Source organism: Rhodococcus sp. 4CII, from assembly GCF_014256275.1.
GTDB classification, from domain to species: domain Bacteria; phylum Actinomycetota; class Actinomycetes; order Mycobacteriales; family Mycobacteriaceae; genus Rhodococcus_F; species Rhodococcus_F wratislaviensis_A.
The window spans coordinates 1,743,154-1,765,303 of the sequence record NZ_JACCFE010000002.1; the positions used below are offsets into that span (position 1 = coordinate 1,743,154).

The window sequence follows — 22,150 nt, forward strand, 5'->3', positions numbered from 1 at the left end:
ATGACATCCACCGAGACACTTCGCGGTCGGAAGGTCGCGATCCTGGCCACCGACGGCGTCGAGGAAGTCGAACTCGTCGAACCCCGGAAGGCCGTGGAGGACGCCGGCGCGGAGGTTCGGCTGATCTCGTTGTCCCCCGGCAGGATCCAGGCCATGAAGTCGGACGTGAACGAGGCCGGCACGTATCCTGTCGATGCCGTCGTCGGCGACGTGTCCGTCGCCGACTTCGACGCGCTGATCCTGCCCGGCGGCACCACGAACCCCGATCACCTCCGGATGGACGGGGCGGCGGTCGGCTTCGTCCGCGACTTCGTCAATGCCGGCAAACCGGTGGGAGTGATCTGCCACGGACCCTGGACCCTGGTCGAGGCGGACGTCGTCCGCGGTCGCACGCTCACCTCGTATCCCAGCGTGCGCACCGACATCCGCAACGCCGGCGGAACCGTCGTCGACGAGGAAGTGGTGGTGGACAACGGCTTGGTGTCGAGCCGCAACCCGCACGACCTGCCCGCGTTCTGCGCGAAGATCGTCGAGGAATTCGCCGAGGGTCGCCACCCGCGGTGATCAGTCCATCGGCGAGTGTGGTCGGGTCGGGTCCGTTGCGGGCGTAGACCCGACCCGCGCCGTGAAGAACCCGAGCGCGACCATTCCGGCGCCGAGCCCGAAATGCAGCCAATTGTCAGCCGTGTTGACCGGCACGAAATTCGCCGCACTGGCCTGGTCGACGATCAGCCCGTAGATCCACAGAACGAGATAGATGACACCGCCGACGATCAGGTACAGGCGCGCAGCGTGCACCGTCCGGGCAAACGCGATACCGGCGACACCGAATATCAGGTGAACGACGTTGTGCAGCACCGAAACCTGGAAAACTGCCAGCAGCATCGCGCCCGAATGGTGCCCGGCGCCGCCGAGCAGGTCGTAGTCTGCCGTGATGCCGGGAACGAACCCGAGGATCCCGACCAGGAGGAATACCGCGCCCACGACGAGAGCAGCGATCTGTACCGGTGACTGCGTCCGCGACGACTCACGCGTACCCATTGCTCTGCCCTTCCTTCGCGATCGACTGGCCTCCGATTACCCGTGCGCGAAGACGTCAACCGCCGGTGTCGTCATCCCGACTCCGGAACCGTCACCACCACGCGGGTGCCCACACCGGGCGAGGACGTGACATCGAAGGTGCCACCCAGGCTCTCGACCCGCACGATGTTCGACGCGAGTCCGATATGCCCCTGCGCCACCCGTTCCGGAACGACGGACGGATCGAATCCCGCGCCGTCGTCCGCGACGGTCAACGTGATCCGCCCGTCGGCATGCTCGAGCGCGAGTTCGATCCTCGTGGCGCGGGCATGTCTGGTCACGTTGGTGAGCAGTTCCCGCGCCACCCGGTAGAGCAGTTCCTGGCTGTCCGGGTGGCCGACCTCGTCGAGCTTCACCGTCATCTCGACCTCACCCCGGCGCTCGTAGAGATCCGCGAGTTCCCGCAGTGCGACGCTGAGGCCCAGTTGCGCGAGCACCTGCGGATGCAAAGTGGTGACGGTGGAACGCAGCTGCGCGGCGGTCTCACGGAGGGCGGATTCGGCGGCGTCGAGCATCTCGTCCGGGTGCCGCTCCAGTGCCTCCTCCACGTCGAGCCGGGCGGCGAGCACATTCTGCAGCGGACCGTCGTGGAGGTGCTCGGCCAATTGCCTGCGCTCGCGTTCCTCGGCGACCATCGACTCCGCAACCAGTTGCTTGCGCACATCCATCAGCGAGATCACCGTTGCCGAGCGCCGGACCAGCACGTACGACAACGCCGTGGTCGCGGCCGCGAGCCACAGCAGGAACCCGAAGTACAGGTACACCTCGTCCGGGAAGCCCACCGCGTCGTCGCGTTTCGAGTAGATGATCCACACCACCTGATACCCGACCGCGGTGCACACCCCGACGATCGCCGTCAGACGCGGCCGATACTGGAACGCCACCGAGATCGGCAACAGGAAGAACACCGGCAGCAGCACCGAAGTCGCACCGCCCGAGGCGATACACAACGCCACCACCGCGGTGACGTCCGCGGCGGTGGACACCCAGCCCGCCCACGGCCCGACCTCCCGCACAAGTACGAAGATCAGCCAGCCGAGCGCGATCGCCGCGTACCCGATCAGCAATCCGGCGAACACGTCGGGTTTCCAGTGCGTCACGTGGATCACCGGCCCGAGGAGCGCCATCAGTCCGATCAGCGGTAGCCGCAGGATGGCCGTCACCCGGACGGCCTCGGTGGTGTAGCGCCGGACTACGCGACTCTGGGACGGATGGGGCACGTCACTCCAGCAGACCGCGGCGCATCGCCTCGGCCACGGCTGCGGCGCGGTCGCTGACCCCGAGTTTCTCGTAGAGCCGCTGCACGTGGGTCTTCACCGTCGACGGGGCGAGGTACAGTTCGCCGGCGATCGTGGGAATGCTCTGGCCCCGCGCGATGAGCGCCAGCACTTCCTTCTCCCGGCCGCTCAGCACCGGGCCCGCCGGTTCACGGCGGCGGCGCACCTCCCCCGCCAGTCCGACGGCAAGGGAGGCGGGCAGGACGTCCCTGCCCTGGGCGCAGTCCAGGACGGCCTTCACGATCTCGGCTCGCGTCGACTCCTTCGGCAGGAACCCCGCGGCCCCCTCCTGCAGTGCGTGGTAGACGATCGCGGACTCGTCGTGCGCCGACAGCAGCAGTACCCGCGTGGCGAGTTCGGACTGTCGCACGGCCGCGGCGACCTGCGAACCGTCCAGTTCGGGCATCCGGTAGTCGAGCAGGGCGACGTCGGGACCGAGTTCGCGGATCAGGGCCAGCGCCGCCGCGCCGTCGTCGGCCTCGCCGACCACCTCGATGTCGCCACTCGCGACGAGGGCACGGACGACGCCGTCCCGGAAGATCGGGTGGTCGTCGCCCACCACCACACGCACGGCACTCACGGCGCGGTCCGATGCGTGTCGACCCCGGCGAAGTCCATTGCTCACTTTCTCACGAGACCGGGCCCGCGCGGAGCACTTCGCCGAGCCCTGTCCCCCGATCGGGGGACAGCGAATTCATCCAGGTCCCGGTCCTGTCGGCGGACAGACGGCAACGCTCATTCGCGACATAGTTGATGCATACCGGAAAGCGGGGAGATCGGAAACCGAAACCCCCACGGCCCCAGACGTTCCACCCCCAGAAGCGTCAGAACCCCGACGTTCCCGAACTCAGGAGAAGCCATCATGCGCACTCACGTCCGCCGCCGCGTCGCACTCTTCATCGCCCTGCCCGCCACCGCCGTGGCCGTCACCGGATTCGCGATCGCCGCCACCGGGGTCGCCAATGCCGGCACGATGCCGACATCGGGACCCACCATCGCGATGACGATCAGCAACGACACCGATCTGCCGATGGTTCTGGCAGGGTGGTCGAACCCCTACGGTCAGTGGATCCAGGCGCCGTCCGACTACCTCGCCCCGCACAGCAGCGAGATCGTGAAGGCATACTCCACCGACCCGAACGGCGTCGAAGTCGACGCCACCTATTCACTCGCCGGCGGCGCCCAGGCCGTGTTCCGCGCCGACAACTACATCAACACGACCGACGTGGACGGCACCCGCGTGGACGCCGACTTCGGCCACGGCTACGGCATCAGCAGCTGGATCGACTCGGGCTACCCGAACATGAACGCCGGCTACCACCTGTACGGACAACCCTGATCCGCGCACCCGACCATCACCGAACCCTCGACGAAAGACAGAAGACATGTTCACGAACGTCACCGACACCCCCACACCCACCCTCTCCCGCGCCCTCTGGACCACCGAAGAGATCAAGGCACGTCTCGAGGATATGGACATTCCGCGCACACGCACCCGCCGCGGGCCCCGCTGGGGCAGCCGCGACCGATAAGCCTGGGTGGGGCCGGGGCCCGATGTCGCACTGGTTCATTTCGTCTGGACCAGTGCGACATCGGTTCGTCTGTTCACGGCGCGGGTCAGCGCTGGTGTCGCGGCTTCCACACGACGAGTGCGTTGCTCCGCGGGATCGGCACGAGGTCGCGCCGGTAACCGGCGTGGACCTTCGAGATCTCCTCCGCGAGCTCGCGAACCCGATGTTGCAGGGCCTCCACCTGGTTGGTGAGTTCGATGATCCGCTTGATCCCGGCGAGATTGACGCCCTCGTCCTGGGAGAGGCGTTGCACCTCACGGAGCAGAGCCACATCCCGCGGCGAGTACCGCCGCCCGCCGCCGGACGTGCGGTGCGGGGTGACGAGACCGAGCCGGTCGTAGTTGCGCAGGGTCTGCGCGTGCATGCCGGCGAGTTCCGCGGCCACCGAGATCACGAAGATCTGGGCGTCCGGATCAACGGCGGTCTCGCGTGGATCCTGGGTCGTGTCGCTCATCAGGCACCTGCCCACCCGGCCCTGGGATCGAATCCGCTGGCCTTCTCTGCTTCCAGATAGGTCTTCAGTGCTTCGGAGGCCGGGTCGTCGAGCTTCTGTGGGACAGCGACCTTGACGGTGACCAGCAGGTCACCGGCGCCGCCGGCGCGTTTGGGGACACCTCGTCCGCGCACGCGCAGGATCCGGCCGTCGGCCGTGCCCGCCGGAATCTTCACGCCGACCCGCCCTTCCAGGGTGGGGACGGAGACGGTGGTTCCGAGCACGAGCTCACCGTAACTGACGGGGACCACGAGTGTGAGGTCGTCGCCGTTGCGTCCGAACACCTTGTCGGGCTTCACCCGGACCGTCACGAACAGGTCGCCGGAGGGCGCGCCGCGCAGACCCGCCTCACCCTGCCCGGCCAGCCGGATCTTCTGTCCGTCACTGACGCCCGCGGGAACGCGGACGGTGATGGTGCGGGTGCGGTTGGTGACCCCGTTGCCGTGGCAGACCTCGCACGGGGAGTCGATGATGGAGCCGGTGCCGCGGCAGTCGTCGCACGGCTCACTGAACCCGAACGCGCCCTGGTTCCGGCTGACGATTCCGGTTCCGTTGCAGCGCGGGCACACCCGCGGGCTGGTGCCCGGTTTCGCCCCGCTGCCGTGGCACGTGGTGCACGGTGACGGGCTGGTCAGCCGCAGCGGAACCGTGACTCCCAGCGTGGCTTCGCGGAACTCGAGCGTGGTCTCCGTCTCGACGTCGCTTCCTCGCCGGGGACGGTTGGTGGTGCGGGTCGCGCCGCCGCCGGCCGCGCCGCGATTGAACAGGCCGCCGAAGATGTCGCCGATACCGCCGTCACCGGCCGCCGCTCCGCCACCACCGAACAGGTCGTTGATGTCGAATCCGCCCTGACCGAAACCGCCGGCTCCGGGGTTGAATCCGCCGCCGCCCTGACCGAACCCACCGCTGGCAAACAGGCGCCGCGCCTCGTCGTACTCCTTGCGCTTGGCAGGATCGGACAGCACGGCGTGGGCTTCGCTGACGGACTTGAACCGTTCCTCGGCCTTGGTGTCGCCGGGGTTCGCGTCGGGATGGAGGTCGCGGGCGAGCTTGCGATACGCCTTCTTGATCTCGTCCGCGGACGCGTGGGACGAGACGCCCAGCTCCTTGTAGAAGTCCTTTTCGATCCACTCCCGCTGGCTCACTGGGCGTCTCCTCCTCTCGCTCTTACTCTTGTTCCGACCGGGCGGACGTCGCCGCCTCGTCGGAGGTGTTCGCATCGGCGTCGCCGGTGCGATCGATCACAGCTACCATCGCATGCCGCAGGACGCGATCACCGAATTTGTAGCCCTTTCGCATCACCGTGCCGAGAACGGGGTCGGAACCCTCGCCCTCGTGCTGCACTGCCTCGTGCAGCGCCGGATCGAATGCGTCACCCTCGGCACCGAACTCGCTCAGGCCAAGCGAGGTGAGGGTGCCGGTGAGCTTGTCCGCCACACCTTTCAGCGGCCCCGAGTCGAGGTCGCCGTGGCTGCGTGCGCGGTCGAGGTCGTCCAGCACCGCGATGAGCTCACCGACGACGGACGCCTTGGCGTTCGCGATGTCGGACTGCTTGTCGCGCTGGACGCGGCGACGATAGTTGGCGTACTCGGCCTGCAGTCGCTGCAGGTCCGCGGTGCGCTCCGCCAACTCGTCCGTCTCCGGCTGCGCCCCTTCGTCCACCGAGTCGGGCTGCGGAGCGGCAGCGGCGCCCGCGAGGGACTCCACTACCGGCTCCGCGTCCCGGGTCTGACCGGTCTCGGGGTCGATCTTCCGCTTGTCCACGAAAGTGACCGGTTCCTGCTCGGTGTTGTCGGACGTCACTTCTTCTCCGAGTCGGACGGCTCGTCCACGACCTCGGCGTCGACGACGTCGTCGGCACCGCTTGCGCCGGAACCGTCGGTGTTGGCGGCCTCTTCGGCGGCACTGGCCTCGTAGATCGCCTGGCCGAGGGCCTGCGACTCGGTGGCCAGCTTCTCGACCGCAGCCTTGACGGCGGCGATGTCGGTGCCGGCGAGAGCGTCGTTGGCTTCCTTGATGGCCGCCTCGACCTTCTCCTTGACGTCAGCGGGGACCTTGTCCTCGCTGTCCTTGATGAACTTCTCGGTCTGGTGCACCAGCGACTCGGCCTGGTTGCGGACCTCGGCCTCCTCACGGCGGGCCTTGTCTTCCTCGGCGTGCGCCTCGGCGTCCTTGACCATGCGCTCGATCTCTTCCTTGGACAGACCGGAGCCGTCCTGGATCTTGATCGTGTTCTCCTTGCCCGTGCCCTTGTCCTTCGCGGTCACGTGCACGATGCCGTTGGCGTCGATGTCGAACGTGACCTCGATCTGCGGCACGCCACGCGGGGCGGGCGGCAGGTCGGCCAGCTCGAACGAGCCGAGGAGCTTGTTGTGCGAGGCGATCTCGCGCTCACCCTGGAACACCTGGATCTGCACCGACGGCTGGTTGTCGTCGGCCGTGGTGAAGGTCTCGGAACGCTTGGTCGGGATGGTGGTGTTGCGCTCGATGAGCTTGGTCATTACGCCACCCTTGGTCTCGATGCCGAGGGACAGCGGGGTGACGTCGAGGAGCAGCACGTCCTTGACCTCGCCCTTGAGGACGCCGGCCTGCAGGGCGGCGCCGACGGCGACGACCTCGTCCGGGTTGACGCCCTTGTTGGGCTCGCGGCCACCGGTCAGCTCGCGCACCAGATCGGAGACGGCGGGCATGCGGGTGGAACCACCGACGAGCACGACGTGGTCGATGTCCTTGACGGCGATGCCGCTGTCCTTGATCACGGCCTGGAACGGCGCGCGGGTGCGGTCGAGGAGATCGGACGTGATCTTCTGGAACTCGCTGCGGGACAACTGCTCGTCGAGGAACAGCGGGTTCTTGTCCGCGTCCACGGTGATGTAGGGCAGGTTGATCGACGTGCTCTGCGAGGAGCTCAGTTCGATCTTGGCCTTCTCGGCAGCCTCACGGAGACGCTGGAGGGCCATCTTGTCCTTGGTCAGGTCGATGCCGTTCTGAGCCTTGAACTTGTCGACGAGCCACGTGACGATCCGCTCGTCCCAGTCGTCACCACCGAGGTGGTTGTCGCCGGACGTGGCCCGGACTTCGACGACGCCGTCGCCGATTTCCAGCAGGGAGACGTCGAACGTGCCGCCACCGAGGTCGAAGACCAGGATGGTCTGTTCCTTGTCGCCCTTGTCGAGGCCGTAGGCCAGCGCGGCCGCGGTGGGCTCGTTGACGATGCGCAGGACATTGAGGCCGGCGATCTGGCCGGCTTCCTTCGTGGCCTGACGCTGCGCGTCCTCGAAGTACGCGGGGACGGTGATCACCGCGTCCGTGATGTCCTCACCCAGGTATGCCTCGGCGTCGCGCTTCAGCTTCATGAGCGTGCGCGCGCTGATCTCCTGCGGCGTGTACTTCTTGCCGTCGATCTCCACGCTCCAGTCGGTGCCGATGTGGCGCTTGACGGAGCGGATGGTGCGGTCGACGTTGGTGACCGCCTGGTTCTTCGCGGGCTGGCCGACCAGCACCTCACCGTTCTTGGCGAAGGCGACGATCGACGGGGTGGTGCGTGAACCTTCGGCGTTGGCGACCACTACGGGCTCGCCGCCTTCCAGCACAGACACGACCGAGTTCGTTGTACCGAGGTCGATACCGACGGCACGAGCCATAGTGTTCCTCACTTTCGTTTTGCAGTCCTGTGGGCAGGCTATTTCTGACTGAACTGCGATGTTGGCGCTTGGTGAGCGCCCTCCGCTCAAGTTTGCACTCCGACACCGTCGCGAGTCAATTCGAACTTGAGTCTTGCACGCTCAATCTTGTCGTAGGGCTCAACGGAGGGGTGCGGAGATTTGTTCCCGGCGCCCGAACTTTTCTTCGGACACGGCCCCGAGCGGGTCTGCCCGCCGGGGGTCGGTCGCTCGATAGGATCGCAGCGTGACGACACCCGAACAGCCGCCAGGCCGGCCGGCAGCGCCGCGACCCGTACCGCCGCGTCCGGAGTTCGCGGTCACCCCGCTGCGCGCCGCCCCGACCGATACGACCCCGAAGGCCGTCACGGTGTCACTGTCCGCATGGGTGGGGTCGTTCGTCGTCCTCGCCGGAATCGCGGGGGCCATCGCCCTCGACCTCGGCGCGGTGCGCGACGCCCTCGAGGCGTCGGTGGCCGCGGACAACCCCGGCGACTCCGCGACGGACATCACCGACACGGTGAATCTGACGTTGATCGGCTGCGGCGCCATCGCGGTCGTCCTGATCCTTCTCGGACTGATCGGGATCCAGCTCCTGCGTGCCCGCAAGCCGGCGGGCCAGATCACCCTCGCCGTCGTCGGCGCCCTCAGCGTTGCCGGCGGGGTGGGCCTGTGGACCCTGCTGTCCGATGCCGGCGACGCGACCGCGGGAGTGCTGCAGTGGGCGCCGCTCGCCTACAGCGCCCTGGTCGCGGTGGGGGTACTCGCCCTGTTCGCCCCCGGCGTGTCCGCGTGGCTGCACCGGAGTCGCCGAGACTCGACGCCCTAGCGGCGCCCAATGTCACACCGGTGCAATCCGACTGAACGGATGTCACATCGGGCGAGGCGGCGGGCCGGGAGAACCCTGAAGAATGGCCTTCTAATAAGGACCGTTTCTGACCTCAATCACTTCTATCGTTCTTCTCATGACCACTTCACAGCAGTCCACGGCCACCGGTGAGCGCGCCGACATCCTCCAGATCCTGCAGGAGCAACGCGCCACCCTGTTGATCACCGTCCGCGGCATCGACGACGCACAGGCACGGCAACGCTCCACCGTCAGCGACCTGACGCTCGGCGGACTGATCAAGCACGTTCTGCACACGGAAAAGCACTGGGTCGAAACCATTCTCGAACCCGACGAGAACGCGGAGTTCGACATGGAGTGGGCGATGGAGAAGTACTACATGCGCGACGACGAGACTCTCGAGGGACTGCTGGCCGAGTACGCCGAGGTGGCCCGCGCGACGGAGACCGCCGTCGCCGGCCTCGACGACCTCGACGTGCTGATCCCCCTGCCGACCGCCCCCTGGGCACCCGAGCGGCAGTGGTGGACGATCCGCCGCACCCTGCTCCACATCATCCGGGAGACCGGCCACCACTCCGGTCACGCCGACATCATCCGGGAATCGCTCGACGGCGGAAACACCACCATGCAGATGGGCGCCGACGCCGGCATGGAGTTCTGACCGGAACAGACGAGAACGCCTCACCGGGTCCGGGTTCCGGTGAGACGTTCTCGTCTCGGCAGTGGCGGTCTGGGGTGTTGACGTACCTCCTGCGGTTCAACTTTCGCCGACTGGTGAGAACTATCGTGCCGCTCAACCGGGGTGCTGGGCCACCTACCCCAGGGTGAGCGTTCCCCACCCCGGGGCCGGGGCCGAACTCGGTCACGTGACCACGGTTGCACTCCGCTCAGTCTCCGCGCTGTGCTGCTGCCCAGAAAAAGTCGTTTTGACGTCCTCCGCGACCCGAGGGCCGGGATTCGCTACCACAGCCTGTCGGCTGTCTCGACGGGTTCCTGCTTCGCCGCGCTGTGCCGGCATCGCTGCCGGACTTACCCGCGCTCCACAAGCGTTTAGACTCTCGGCGCGTCCCGCCGCGAGGATATTCTTGGCCGCATTGTGGTCCCGGTCGTGGACAGAACCACGTATACACGTCCAATCGCGCACGTTCAATGGCAGACTTTCGCCGACCGTTCCACACGTCGAACACATCTTCGTAGAGGGAAACCACCGATCGACTCGATGGAATGTGCGTTCGTGACGGATCGCCTTGTACTCGAGCATCGAGACGAATGCTGACCAGCCGGCGTCGTGGACTGATTTTGCCAACCGCGTGCGAGCGAGACCGTTCACAGCCAGGTTCTCTACGTATACCGCTTGGTTCTCGCGGATGATGCGCGTTGAAGCCTGATGACGAAAGTCCCTGCGTGCATCGGCAATCCTGGTGTGCAACCTCGCGACCCTACGCACCGTCTTTCGCCGATTGTTGGATCCCTTCTGTTTCCTGGCCGCCGCTCGCTGGGCCTTGGCGATTCTGTGTTGTGCGCGACGGAGCAGTCGGGGGTTCTCGATGACTGTGCCGTCCGAGAGCACCGCAAACGCGGTCAATCCAAGGTCGATACCAACTTCCGAATCCACCGCCGTCAGGGGTTCACCGACGGTCTGCACCACGAAGGATGCGAAGTACCGATCCGAGGCGTCCTTGATGATCGTCACCGACGACGGCTCTGCGGGCAGCTCCCGAGACAACCTGATCTCGATCTTGCCGATCTTCGGTAGCGACAGTTTCCGACCGTCGGAGATCTTGAATCCGGCGCTACGCGTGAACCGGATGGACTGCCGGTTATCTTTGCGCGACCGGAACCTCGGCGGCTTGAACTTTCGGCCCTTCCTCTTCCCACTGAGACTCGCAAAGAAATTGCGATATGCGGCATTCAAGTCTGCCAATGCCTGTTGCAGCACCACGGAGGACACCTCGGACAGCCACGCGCGTTCGGGTGTCTTCTTCGCCTCGGTGATGATCCGCCGCGACAGTTGCCCGTCGGTCGGATACGGCAAGCCGGATTCCCGTGCATCGATGCGGGCACACAACGCATCGTTGAACACCACACGTGCGCATCCGAACGCCCGCGCCAGCGAGAGCTGTTGAGCGGGGGTCGGATAGATCCGGAACTTGTATCGCAAATGCACTGTCGCAGTGTCGCATACGAGTACGACAAGAAATCAGCTCAGGCGACGGTCCACCGCCCGAGACGAGATCTTTCATCGCCATTTCTTGGCAACGGCCGCAGATTTGCACAGACGCGCACTTGTGTTGACTTTCGATCGACAGTCGACAGAATGAGATATGGACTCAGCGAACATCGCGGGCGACGAACCCCCTCACCGATCGTCTGCGCGGGTGACCGTCTCCCGGCTCCGGATCCGCAAGACTCGGACGACTCTCGCGGACGGCCGCGAACTCCTCTACTTCGACGACTCCGAGCCGTACGTGTCGGGCGGTGCCACCCGGGAACTGGTGGATTCGCGTCCGCTGCCACCCGCGGTGTCGCAGTCGCAGATGCGTTTCGACGTGCTCACCGGGGAGTGGGTGGTCATCGCCGCGCAGCGGATGGACCGCACGTTCCTGCCGCCGCCGGACGCGTCGCCGCTCGCGCCGAGCCGGCCGGGCAAGGCGCCCACGGAGATTCCGGCCGGCGACTACGACGTGGTGGTGTTCGAGAACCGCTTCCCGTCGCTCGCGACGGCCGCCGCCGAGCAGGACCTCCCGGACTGCGTCGACGGTGAGGCGCTGTGGCCACTGGCGCCGGGAGCGGGCCGGTGCGAGGTGGTGTGCTTCACCAGCAACCCGGATGCCGCATTCTCCACCCTGAGCGTCGACCGGGTCCGCACCGTCGTCGACGTCTGGGCCGACCGAACCGCCGAACTGTCGGCGTTGCCGGGGGTGCGGCAGGTGTTCTGCTTCGAGAACCGGGGCAAGGAAATCGGTGTCACCCTCACCCATCCGCACGGGCAGATCTACGCCTACCCGTATCTGCCGCCGCGCACGGACGCGCTGATCCGGCGGTCCCGCGAGCACTTCGAGAGCACCGGGCGACTGCTGCTCGCCGACGTCCTCGACGCCGAACGCCGCTCCGGCCGGCGGGTGGTCCTGGCGGGCGAACACTGGACCGCCTACGTTCCGGCCGCCTCGCGCTGGCCGCTGGAGGTGCATCTCGCACCGCACCGCGACACCCGTGACCTCGCCGAACTGACCGACGACGAGCGCGACGAACTCGCGGAGGTGTATCTCGAACTGCTGCGGCGGGTCGAGCGCTTCTTCGACGGTGTCGACGCCGTGCCCTACATCGCGGCCTGGCACCAGGCGCCCGTCGGCGAGGACCGCCCGCTGGGGCGGCTGCACCTGCAACTGTTCTCGATGATGCGATCGCCCGGCCGGATGAAGTACCTGGCCGGCTCCGAATCCGGGATGGGGGCGTGGGTCAACGACACCACGCCCGAGCGCATCGCCGACCGGCTGCGGGAGGTGGCGTCGTGAATGCGGCGCAGTGGGTGGCCCCCGTCGACGTCCATGCCGTCGGCGGCACCGCGGAGTCGTTGTTCCGCAGCACGTTCGGTGGCGCCGCGGACGGCGTCTGGGCGGCGCCCGGCCGGGTCAACCTCATCGGCGAGCACGTCGACTACGCCGGCGGGCTGGTGCTGCCGTTCGCCCTCCCCTACGTCACCGTGGTCGCCGTCCGAGCGCGCGGCGACGGGATCCTGCGCGCCGTGTCCACGCACACGGACGAGTCCTGGCAGGGTTCGCTCGCAGGTGTCGGCCCGGGCCATCCGTCCGGCTGGGCCGCGTACGTCGCCGGGGTGGTGTGGGCGCTGCGCCGGTCCGGGCATCTCACGGCTGGAACGGGTTTCGACGTGGCAGTGCATTCGACGGTCCCGGTCGGCTCCGGGCTGTCGAGTTCGGCCGCGCTCGAGTGCGCGTTCGCGCTCGCCGTCGCCGACCTCGCCGGACTGCCCACGGACGAGTCCGGCCGCCGGCCGCTGATCACCGCGTCCATCCTCGCGGAGAACGAGATCGCCGGCGCGTCCACCGGCGGCATGGACCAGTCGGTCGCGATGCTCGCCCGCCCCGGCCACGCGGTACTTCTCGACTGCCGGGACGGCGCGAGCAGGCACGTCCCGCTCGACTTCGACTCCGCGGGCGCGCGGCTGGTGGTCATCGACACCAACGCACCGCACCGGCTGGTCGACGGCCGGTACGGCAACCGGCGCGCCGCCATCGAGAAGGCCTGCGCCGACCTCGGCGTCGCCACCCTGCGCGACGTCGACGACGCCGATACCGCCGTCGCGGCGCTGGGTTCCCCCGCCGCGGCCCGGGCCCGGCACGTGCTCACCGAGATCCGGCGTGTCACCGAGGTCGCCGGACTCCTCGACCGCGGCCGGATCGCCGACACCGGCGACGCCCTGAACCGTTCGCACGCGTCGTTGCGGGACGACTACGAGGTCAGTTCCGTCGAACTCGATTCCGCCGTCGACGCGGCGCTGGCGGCAGGCGCCTGGGGTGCGCGGATGACCGGGGGCGGCTTCGGCGGCTCCGCGATCGCCCTCGTGCCCGCCGACCGGGTCGACGCCGTCGCCGAGAACGTCGTCCGCCGGGCCGAATCCGCCGCCCTGCCCACACCGCAGTTCCTATCCGCCGAGCCGTCGGGCTCGGCCCACCGACTCTGAACGTCCCGTACCACTGGAGCGAAATCTAGGAATCCCGCTGGAGCGTGGACGTACCGTGGTGCAAAGCGGTCGTGACTGGTCTGCCGCGGTAAGGAGGCGGGTGTGGACGACACCGATGCTGCGCGGCAGAGGCGGATCGTGGAGGTCCTCGTCGAGACCTTCGCCGACCTGATGGAGGCGGACCCGAGCGCGTTTCGCACGAAATTCCGGAAGATGGCCGCCGATCCGTTCGCCTTCTACCGCGGCAGCGCCTGCCTGTTCTACGACGATCTGCGAAACTTCGACGATCCGTGGGCGGACGAGCGCACCGGCCGGGTGTGGATTCACGGCGATCTTCACCTGGAGAATTTCGGCACGTACATGAACTCGGAAGGCACCCTCGTCTTCGACGTCAACGATTTCGACGAGGCGTACGTGGGGCACTTCAGCTGGGATCTTCGTCGCTTCGTCGCGAGTCTGGCCCTGATGGGCTGGCAGAAGGCCCTCCCCGACAAGGACGTCCGGGCGCTGGCCGAGACGTATCTGCGCAGTTACGTCGAGCAGGTCCTGCAGTATGCGCGGGAAGAGGCGGACGAGGCGTATGCGTTGCGCCTGGACAATTCGCGCGGTGCCATTCACGATCTCCTGCTGAGCGCGCGCCTGTCCACGCGGGTGAGTCTGCTCGAATCGGTCACGGTGCTCGAGGACTACGACCGGCACTTCCGCCGCGGCCGCGGGGTCCGCGAACTGGAGGAGGCGGAACGTGCAACGGTCTGCGAGGCAGTCGAGACGTACGTCGAGAGGGTCCCGCGCAGCAAGCGGTCCGCCCGCCCGGTGTTCTACAGCATCAAGGACGTGGTGGGGCGGAAGGGCTTCGGGATCGGCAGCGCCGGCCTGCCCGCGTACAACGTGCTCATCGAAGGGACAACGCAGGCCCTCGAGAACGACATCGTGCTCTCCCTCAAACAGGGCAACGTCGCCGCACCGAGCCGCATCGTCGACGAACCCGCCGTCCGCGGCTACTTCGAGCACGAAGGTCATCGCACCGCGGTGAGTCAGCGGGCCCTGCAGGTTCACACGGATCCGCTGCTCGGCTACACGGAGATCGACGGCACCGGTTTCGTGGTCGCCGAACTCTCCCCGTACGAACTGGACCTGGACTGGTCCGATCTCACCGAGCCGGAGGACATCACGCCGGTGCTCGAGGATCTCGGCCGGGCGACCGCGAAGGTGCACTGCGTCTCCGACGAGGACAGTGACCAGACGCTGGTCACGTTTCAGACCGAGGACGCCGTCCGCAGTGTCCTCGACGGCAGGCTGGACGAATTCGTCGACGAGATCGTCGAATTCGGCATCAAATATGCCGAGGTGAGCCGCAGGGATCACCAGCTGTTCGTGAACGCGTTCCGGGAGGGTGAGATCACCGGCGTGTCCGCGACCTGACACGGACGGTCTTACAGGCGGACCGTGTTCAGCTCCTCGAGCACACCCTCCGCGCTGCGGGCCGCCACGGTGCAGGCCCGCGCCGTGAACTGGTCGAGCAGCGGATGCCGGGCCCGTTCGCGCCACTTCCGGACCGCGGCGAGTGCCCGCATCCGCTGCAACTCGACGGAGTCGTCGCCGTCGGTGCCGAGTCGTTCGCAGATCTGGATCCCGAAGCCGCCGATCAGGCGCTGCAACTCGGCCACGTCGTCGGCGGGCAGTCCCACCTCGGTGGACCGCAGCCGCCCGAGCAGCCGCAGCTCCTGGAACCCGTGCACGTCGGAGAGCAGTCGTTCGGCCGACAGCAGGATCTCGCTCGCGCCCGGCACGGGATGTGTCGTGAGTACCCGCTTGAGTGCCACAAGGGCCGAGTGCGTCTTCAACTGATCGGCCCGCTGACCGAACTGGATGTCGATCACCTGGCGCAACTCGTCGAGTCCGCTGCGTTCCACCAGCTCGGCCGCCAACGTCGGCGAGTCCTTGGTGCCCAACCGGATCAGCGTGACGGCCATCCGAATCCCGAAGAGCCCGAAGCGGTCCGCGAGCTGGGCCCGCATCCGCGCGTCCACGGGCAGCGGGCTGTCCGCACGCGCGAAGCGGTCGGCGGACAGCATCGCCAGGTTCAGATCGTCCACCGGGACCTCGGCCAGATGCTGGAACGCGGTGAACTCGGCCTGCCGCATCGTGCGGGCACCGAGCGCCAGCAGACCCGCGACGGGGACGACGGCCTGACACAGCCCGGTCCGCTCGAGTTCGCCCGCGAACCGGGACGCCACCTCCTTCGCGGACATCATGGCGTCCAGGCGGCCCGCCCCCACCTCGTCGGCCCGCGACACCACACCGACGACACCGAGCGGCCCCGACTCGTCGCCCACGTGGTCGCCGATCTGACCGAGGAACTGGACGTCGGTCGCGTTGAGCGTGCGCAGCAGGTAGACCACGGCGTCGGCGCCGGACGCCTCGTTGTCGGGGGTCAGCATCTCGAGCGTGCGGGCCGAGACGTCCCGCGACAGCGAGGACGTGCCGGGGGTGTCGATAATCGTCGTGTGCGCAAGCGCGGACGACGGCCACTCCACGTCCAGGCGGTCCACCTGATCGGCGGTGAGGTGGCCCAGGTCGAACGTGAGATGCCCGTCGCGGCGCAGCACCGGCACGTTCGCGGAACGCTGAGCGCCGGTGCCCGGGTCCGCCTGGTACCACGCCGTGACGGTGGGCGTCGAGCCGCTGCGGTACCACGTGACGACCCGGGTGCACTCCGTCGCGTCGGTGGGCGCGATGTCCTGCCCCACCAGGGAATTGAGCAGGGTGGACTTGCCCGCCTTCAGCGAACCGGCCAGGGCCACCCGCAACGGCTGTTCCAGGCGACGCGCGCATTCGGTCAGCTGATCCCGGATCTCGGGACTTCCCGCGTACAGCCGGCGGGCGGACGCGATCAGCTCGCGGGCGTCGTGCAACGGAGCGGCGCTCATGCCGTGACCGCTCCCGCGTCACCTTCGACGAGTTGCGCCGCTTGCTGTTTCAGGGCGGACGCGACGTGCAGATCCTTCTCGAGCTGGGCGATCCGCCGGGTCCGCTCGGTGGACTCGAGATTCGCCGCCTCCTGCGCCGCGCGCAACGAGTCGTTGATCGAGCGCAGCGCCTGCTCCGCGATCGCGGTGAAATGATCGCGCAGGAGCCGCTGGATCGAACGGAGCCGGTCCTTCGACTCCTTGCCCACCTGGAAGCTGGCGTCGTCGGCGAAACGCCGGATCGCGGCCTTCGCCTCCGCCCGCCGCTTCAGGATCCGGCTCTCCCGGTCCTCCCGGTACGCCTTGGTGCCGAGGAGGACGCCGGCGCCGATCGAGATCGGATTGACCAGGGCCATGCCCATCATGGTGGTGATCAGGCCGAACATGAGCACGCCACCGTACGACCCCCGCATACCGACGAGGACCTTCTGGGTGATGCCGATGCGGCCCGCTTCGAGGTCAGCGAGCGAGGCAACCGGTTCGAGCACCCCGTCCACGTTCGCGACGTCGAGGTGCGGCAGTTCGACGGCGCCCGTCTCGGCGAAATGCTGCGCGACCACCTCGGCCAGCCACAGGGCGCGGTCGTGCGCCCAGACGAAGTTGTCGCCGATCGCGGTGGCGAACTCCTGCTCGAGCCACTGTCCCAGCGCATCCCAGTCCTTGCCGGGGTCGCCCTCGTCGACGGTTTCCTCCGCCTCCCGGGTGACGCGACGCAACCGGTCCCGCAGGTCGTGGTCGATGTCCGCGGCGAGGTCGGCGATGCCGTCGCCGAGCGTCTGCTGCCACAGCGAAGTCTTCTTGTGGAGTTCCTCGGCGGCGGCCTTCGCCTTCTGCAGTTCGGCCACCGCCGCGGCACCCTTCGCCGGATCACGCAGGGCGGCAAGCTCACTACCGATTCCCAGGGTGAGATGCTCGGCCGCCGACGACACGTCCAGCGACACGGCCCGGCGGGTGTTCGCCTCGGCCCGGGCCACCACCCGGTCGCGCAGGAACGCGTACAGCTCGACGAAACCGGATTCGGTGTTGAGTTCCTCGTCCTGCAGTCGCAGCGCGTGCGAACGCAGCACCGACGAAATCGGGATCAGGGGAACGTCGAGACCGGCACGCGAGAGGTGCCCACGGTCGGCTCCGACGATGTCACGCCAGTGCGGGTACAGATCGGTCTTGCTGATCAGGCACGCCACCGACGGGCACAGGCTCGTGACCTGACGGATGAACCCGAGCTCCGGTTCGGTGAATTCCTGGCTGGCGTCGGAGAGGACGAACACGGCGTCTGACGCCGGAATCAACCCGAGTGTGCTCGCGGCGTGCGGGTTGCCTGCGCCACCGACGCCGGGCGTGTCGACGAGGACCAGCCCGTCGGCGAGAAGCGGGCTCGGGACGTTGACCTCGACCCGCAGGACCTCCCGGCCCTCGGCTCGCGGCGAGGCGGGGGTGATGCCGTTCAGCTCGTCGAGGGGCAGGGGCACGCGGATGGGGTCGGCGCCGGGATCGGCGAGGACGAGTTCCGCCGACGCGGTCTCGGCGTTCTGGACGACGGTGGGGATCGCAGTCGTCTCGTCGTCCCCCACCGAACACACGGTGAGGTTGAGGAGGGAATTCACGAACTGGCTCTTGCCCTGCTTGAGCGGCCCGACCACCACGATCCGCATCCGCGGGTCCTGGACCCGGGTCCGGGCCGAATCGAGCCGCTTCGCGAGGTCACCGCGACCGAACCGCTCGGCCACGCCCAGGGCCTGCGTGAGCAGCGCCGTCATCGACTGCGACCCGGCTGGACTCTTCTGGGCGGCTGCACTGTCCATGAGTTTCGTTGACCCGCAATTCTTCCGACCTCGTGCGGGCACCTGTTCGGTACCCCGACACCCGACTGTGTGAAACAGCCCCGTACGCATAACGCGTCCGGGGCTGATTTCGTTACATCGTACGGCGGTTCCGGCCGCCCCGTCTGGGGGATGCCGGAACCGCCGTCTCGTCACGGCTCGAGGTGATCGACCACGCCCGTGACGTCGTGCGAGAGGTCCACCGAGGAGTCGGTGTCGGCGAACAGCGAGCCATCGGTGGCACCGTGCAGGCCCGAGTCGGCGCCGAACGCGTTGTCCGCGTCGATCGACGACCAGGTGTCGGCTCCGGTGTCGACGGCGCCGCCCAGGGTGGACCCCAGGCCGCCTGCGACCGACCCGGTGGTGTCGGTCACGATCCCGCCGACCGCACCGAGGTCCGCGGAACCGCCCGTGGTGGCATCCGCAGTGGCGTCCGCGCCGGCGGAAGCGCCACCCGCGACCGATCCACCGGCGGACGCTGCGCCGTCGAGAGCGCCGCCGACGGCAGCTCCCCCGTCGACCGCTCCGTCGACGGCACCGTCGAGTGCGCCTCCGACCGAGGTGCCGAGCGATCCGAGTCCGCCCACACCACCCGACAGTCCGGCGCCGAGGTCGGCGGCCGCGTCGGTGGTGGCGTCCAGGCCACCGGTCAGGCCGGCCGTGGCGTTCACTGCGCTGTCCACGCCGCCTTCGATTCCACCGGCGACGCCGCCGCCGAGGCCGGCAGCCGCGTCCACCGTGCCGCCGAGGCTTCCGCCGACGTTCGCGGCCGTGTCCAGAGCGCCACCGACGGTGCCGCCCAGGTCAGCCGCCGTGTCGAGGGCGCCGCCCAGATTTGCGTCCAGGCTCGCACCGGCATCGGCGACCGCGCCGACCGAGGCACCGACATCGCCGACCGCGTCGACGGCACCGCCGACGCTGCCCGTCAGTGCCGAGCCGAGGCCCGCACCGGTGTCGAGGAGTCCACCCAGACCGCCGGTGAGGCCGCTGGTCAGACCGGCGCCCAGGCCACCGGCCGTGTCCAGTCCGCCGACCAGGTTGGTTCCGAGGCTGCCGCCCAGGTCCGCCCCGGCGTCGGCGACCGCGCCGACACCTGCCGCGACACCGGCACCGATGCCGGCCGCCGCGTCGGCGCCGCCCGCGACACCGCCGCCGACCGCCCCGCCCACATTGCCCGTCAGCTCACTGCCGGCGTCGAGCAGTCCGCCGAGCGCGCCGTCGACGCCGCCCGTCAGGCCACCCGCGAGTTCGGTGCCCGCGTCGAGCGCACCGTCCAGGGCGCCACCCACGCCGGCCGCGGCATCGAGGCCCAGGTCTGCGTCCAGAGCGGAGTCGAGATCGAGTCCGCCACCGGCCTCCAGTGCCGTCTCCAGTGCGGAACCGAGGGTCGCGCTGAGGCCACCGTCAGCTCCCAGGACGCCGCCGAGAGCGGTGCCCAGGGTGCTTCCGATGCTGCCCTCCGCGCCGAGCACGCTGTCGAGGTCGAGGGCGCCGCCGGTTTCCAGTGCGCCGCCGAGCACTCCGCCGAGCGCAGCACCGAGGTCCGCGCCCGCCGCGCCGCCGGCACCGAACGCCCCGCCCAGCAGGCCACCGAGGTCGGTCGCGCCGCCGAGGTCGATCCCGCCGTCCGCGCCGAGGACCGCGTCGAGCGCCGCACCCAGACCGGCGGTCGCGTCACCGTCGACTCCGAGGACGCCACCGAGCGCACTGCTGATCGTGGTGCCCAGATCGGCACCGGTGTCGAGGACACCGCCCAGCCCGAGCCCGCTCTCCAACGCGCCACCCAGGACGGTTCCGAGGTTCGCGCCGGCGTCGCCGCCCAGGCCGAGGGCCCCGCTCAGCGCCGTCGTCAGCTCCGACGTCAGTTCTCCGCCCAGGCCCAGGTCGCCGCCCAGCCCGAGGCCGGCGCCGAGGTCCAGGCCGCCGCCCAGCAGGCCGCCGAGGTCGATGTCCGTCACGCCGCCGGCGCCGAGCACGGCGTCGAGGGTGGTGCCCAGTTCGGTGGCCAGGCCACCGTCCAGGCCGAGTGCGCCGCCGAGGACCGTGCCGAGTGCGGCGTCCAGTCCCAGTCCGCTGTCGAGTGCGCCGGACAGGGCGCCGCCCAGGCCGCCGTCCAGGTCCAGGGCGCCGCCGAGCAGACCGCCCAGCGCGCCGCCGAGGTCGGCGCTGACGTCGCCGCCGGCACCGAGAACACCACCGAGGATGCCGCTCAACGCGCCACCCAGGCCGGCGTCGGTACCGAGCACCGCGCCGAGGTCGAGTCCGCCGCCGGCACCGAGCACGGCGTCCAGCGCGGTACCCAGACCGGCCGTGAGGTCGCCGCCCACTCCGAGTTCACCACCGAGCAGACCGCCCAGCGCCCCGCCGAGGCTGCCGCCCGCACCGAGGATCGCGTCGAGGTCCAGCCCGCCGCCCAGATCCGCGATCGAACCGAGGGTCGCGCCCAGCGCCCCACCGAGGTCGGCGCTCAGGTCGCCGCCGGCACCGAGAACACCACCGAGCGCGCCACCGAGGACCGCACCGAGGTCGGTACCGAGCACCCCGCCGAGCGAACCGGCGACGTCACCGAGCAGGTCACCGCCGAGCAGGCCGTCGAGGGTGGCACCCAATCCGCCACCGGCACCGATGGCCGCGTCGAGCGCACCACCCAGTGCGCCACCGAGACCGGCGTCGACACCGAGCACGCTCCCGAGGGTCGTTCCGAGAACGGCACCGAGATCCAGGCCGCCGGCGACGCCGGTGAGGATGTCGCCGTCCAGGCTGCCACCCAGGTCCACGACGCTGCCGAGCGCGGCACCGAGTGCCGCACCCAGCTCGGCGCCCAGGTCGCCGCCGATCGACAGTGCGGGCGCGAGGATCCCGGTGAGACCACCGGCCACGTTGAGCACCGGCAGTGCCGTGATGGCCGCGGTGAGAGTGGTGGCGAGCTGCGCGGTCACGTCGGCACCCAGTCCGAGGGCGCCGCCGAGGGCGCCGCTGACCACGGTGCCGATGTCGAGGGCGCTGCCGAGGTCGAGGCCACCGGTGAGGGAGAGGGCCGCGTCGAGGGCAGCACCCAGTGCTGCGCCGAGCTGTGCACCGATCTCGCCGCCGATCTCCAGGGCCGCACCGAGAGCGGCGCTCAAACCAGCTGCCAGTTCCCCGGCGAAGTCGAAGTCGCCGCCCAGGCCGGCGCCGAGGCCGAGGCCGGCGCCCGCACCGAGACCGACGGCCCCGCCGAGGCCACCGCCGAGACCGAGGCCCGCACCCAGGCCGCCGCCCAGGCCGCCACCGACACCCGCGCCGATACCGCCGGCGACGTCATGGACGACATTCGCACCGGCGCCCACGATCGCGGCCAGATCGGCTCCGCTGCCCGCGAACAATCCCGACTCCGCGACCAGGGGAGCGACGGCGACGATGTCGGCGTGACTCACACCCTGCAGGCCGGCGGCGCACAGCGCATCGGTCGGGTTGGCGCAGTAGGCCGCGGCCGCCTGCTCGTCGCGAAGAAGGCCGAGGATGAAGTCGAGGACGGCGTTGGTAGCCATGGCAATCTCTCCTGTGCTCGTGGATCGGGGAGTTCGGGTGGCCACCACAACTGCTGTGACGGCGAGTGAAATACACGTTATGGATCGTCGGCCCCCAGCCCAACGGGGCGGCGCCCCCCACTCGGGGTCCCCGGTATCGGGGATCTCCCACCGGGGGTCGGGCCCTCCCCGTTAGGGGATGGGGGGCCGTTAGGGGATC

The 22,150-nt window shown here is 69.0% G+C and carries 19 protein-coding genes; 8 read left to right on the forward strand and 11 right to left on the reverse strand.

The features are described from left to right. Positions 1 to 564, forward strand: a complete 564-nt coding sequence (locus H0B43_RS09020) for a type 1 glutamine amidotransferase domain-containing protein (protein ID WP_185728228.1) — start codon at positions 1 to 3, stop codon at positions 562 to 564. On the opposite strand, the gene H0B43_RS09025 is transcribed toward H0B43_RS09020, so the two are convergent. The 3 genes from H0B43_RS09025 to H0B43_RS09035 all read right to left on the reverse strand — a co-directional run bounded on the left by H0B43_RS09025 (position 565) and on the right by H0B43_RS09035 (position 2,937). Continuing rightward, positions 565 to 1,041, reverse strand: coding sequence for a DUF4383 domain-containing protein (locus H0B43_RS09025; protein ID WP_185728227.1), 477 nt, complete (start codon positions 1,039 to 1,041; stop codon positions 565 to 567). Between the two features lie 71 nt (positions 1,042 to 1,112). After that, positions 1,113 to 2,300, reverse strand: a complete 1,188-nt coding sequence (locus H0B43_RS09030; RefSeq protein WP_185728226.1) for a sensor histidine kinase — start codon at positions 2,298 to 2,300, stop codon at positions 1,113 to 1,115. 1 nt (position 2,301) lies between these two features. Next, complete coding sequence (locus tag H0B43_RS09035) at positions 2,302 to 2,937, reverse strand: response regulator transcription factor (protein WP_185728225.1); 636 nt, start codon at positions 2,935 to 2,937, stop codon at positions 2,302 to 2,304. 282 nt (positions 2,938 to 3,219) lie between these two features. Here H0B43_RS09035 and H0B43_RS09040 point away from each other — a divergent pair, with 282 nt between their 5' ends. After that, entirely contained in the window at positions 3,220 to 3,696 is a 477-nt protein-coding gene (locus tag H0B43_RS09040; protein WP_185728224.1) for a hypothetical protein, read from the forward strand. 46 nt (positions 3,697 to 3,742) lie between these two features. Continuing rightward, positions 3,743 to 3,889 (forward strand): hypothetical protein, encoded by a 147-nt coding sequence (locus tag H0B43_RS09045; protein ID WP_185950058.1) that lies wholly within the window; start codon positions 3,743 to 3,745, stop codon positions 3,887 to 3,889. An 85-nt stretch (positions 3,890 to 3,974) separates the two neighbouring features. Here the strand turns inward: H0B43_RS09045 and H0B43_RS09050 are convergent, their stop codons facing one another. The 4 genes from H0B43_RS09050 to dnaK are packed head-to-tail and all read right to left on the reverse strand — an operon-like array spanning position 3,975 to position 8,065. Next, positions 3,975 to 4,382, reverse strand: a complete 408-nt coding sequence (locus H0B43_RS09050; protein WP_185728222.1) for a heat shock protein transcriptional repressor HspR — start codon at positions 4,380 to 4,382, stop codon at positions 3,975 to 3,977. Beyond that, positions 4,382 to 5,566, reverse strand: a complete 1,185-nt coding sequence (dnaJ, locus tag H0B43_RS09055) for a molecular chaperone DnaJ (RefSeq protein WP_185728221.1) — start codon at positions 5,564 to 5,566, stop codon at positions 4,382 to 4,384. The genes H0B43_RS09050 and dnaJ overlap by 1 nt, the downstream gene beginning before the upstream one ends. A gap of 22 nt (positions 5,567 to 5,588) precedes the next feature. Then, positions 5,589 to 6,224 carry a nucleotide exchange factor GrpE gene (gene grpE / locus H0B43_RS09060; protein ID WP_185728220.1) on the reverse strand — a complete coding sequence of 212 codons (636 nt, stop codon included), beginning with the start codon at positions 6,222 to 6,224 and terminating at the stop codon, positions 5,589 to 5,591. After that, positions 6,221 to 8,065, reverse strand: coding sequence for a molecular chaperone DnaK (gene dnaK / locus H0B43_RS09065; RefSeq protein ID WP_185728219.1), 1,845 nt, complete (start codon positions 8,063 to 8,065; stop codon positions 6,221 to 6,223). The genes grpE and dnaK overlap by 4 nt, the downstream gene beginning before the upstream one ends. Before the next feature lie 265 nt (positions 8,066 to 8,330). On the opposite strand from dnaK, the gene H0B43_RS09070 reads away from it, so the two are divergent. Both H0B43_RS09070 and H0B43_RS09075 read left to right on the forward strand, forming a co-directional pair. After that, a complete protein-coding gene (locus H0B43_RS09070) occupies positions 8,331 to 8,912 on the forward strand; it encodes a hypothetical protein (RefSeq protein ID WP_185728218.1) in 582 nt (193 codons plus the stop codon). Positions 8,913 to 9,048: 136 nt separating this feature from the next. Then, positions 9,049 to 9,591 carry a DinB family protein gene (locus H0B43_RS09075; RefSeq protein WP_185728217.1) on the forward strand — a complete coding sequence of 181 codons (543 nt, stop codon included), beginning with the start codon at positions 9,049 to 9,051 and terminating at the stop codon, positions 9,589 to 9,591. A gap of 201 nt (positions 9,592 to 9,792) precedes the next feature. On the opposite strand, the gene H0B43_RS09080 is transcribed toward H0B43_RS09075, so the two are convergent. Next, on the reverse strand, positions 9,793 to 11,097 hold the full coding sequence (locus H0B43_RS09080) for an RNA-guided endonuclease TnpB family protein (protein ID WP_312033856.1): 1,305 nt from the start codon (positions 11,095 to 11,097) through the stop codon (positions 9,793 to 9,795). A gap of 157 nt (positions 11,098 to 11,254) precedes the next feature. Here H0B43_RS09080 and galT point away from each other — a divergent pair, with 157 nt between their 5' ends. The 3 genes from galT to H0B43_RS09095 all read left to right on the forward strand — a co-directional run bounded on the left by galT (position 11,255) and on the right by H0B43_RS09095 (position 15,054). Continuing rightward, a complete protein-coding gene (galT, locus tag H0B43_RS09085; RefSeq protein WP_252189841.1) occupies positions 11,255 to 12,445 on the forward strand; it encodes a galactose-1-phosphate uridylyltransferase in 1,191 nt (396 codons plus the stop codon). Next, positions 12,442 to 13,632: a galactokinase gene (gene galK, locus H0B43_RS09090; protein WP_185728216.1), complete on the forward strand. Its 1,191-nt coding sequence runs from the start codon at positions 12,442 to 12,444 to the stop codon at positions 13,630 to 13,632. Before galT ends, galK begins: the two co-directional genes overlap by 4 nt. Before the next feature lie 171 nt (positions 13,633 to 13,803). Next, complete coding sequence (locus H0B43_RS09095; RefSeq protein ID WP_252190226.1) at positions 13,804 to 15,054, forward strand: DUF2252 domain-containing protein; 1,251 nt, start codon at positions 13,804 to 13,806, stop codon at positions 15,052 to 15,054. 11 nt (positions 15,055 to 15,065) lie between these two features. Here H0B43_RS09095 and H0B43_RS09100 read toward each other — a convergent pair whose 3' ends face one another. The 3 genes from H0B43_RS09100 to H0B43_RS09110 all read right to left on the reverse strand — a co-directional run bounded on the left by H0B43_RS09100 (position 15,066) and on the right by H0B43_RS09110 (position 21,951). Continuing rightward, positions 15,066 to 16,562 (reverse strand): dynamin family protein, encoded by a 1,497-nt coding sequence (locus H0B43_RS09100; RefSeq protein WP_185728214.1) that lies wholly within the window; start codon positions 16,560 to 16,562, stop codon positions 15,066 to 15,068. Then, positions 16,559 to 18,403, reverse strand: a complete 1,845-nt coding sequence (locus H0B43_RS09105) for a dynamin family protein (RefSeq protein WP_185728213.1) — start codon at positions 18,401 to 18,403, stop codon at positions 16,559 to 16,561. Before H0B43_RS09105 ends, H0B43_RS09100 begins: the two co-directional genes overlap by 4 nt. 170 nt (positions 18,404 to 18,573) lie before the next feature. Beyond that, positions 18,574 to 21,951: an IniB N-terminal domain-containing protein gene (locus tag H0B43_RS09110; RefSeq protein ID WP_185728212.1), complete on the reverse strand. Its 3,378-nt coding sequence runs from the start codon at positions 21,949 to 21,951 to the stop codon at positions 18,574 to 18,576. Between the last annotated feature and the right edge of the window lie 199 nt (positions 21,952 to 22,150).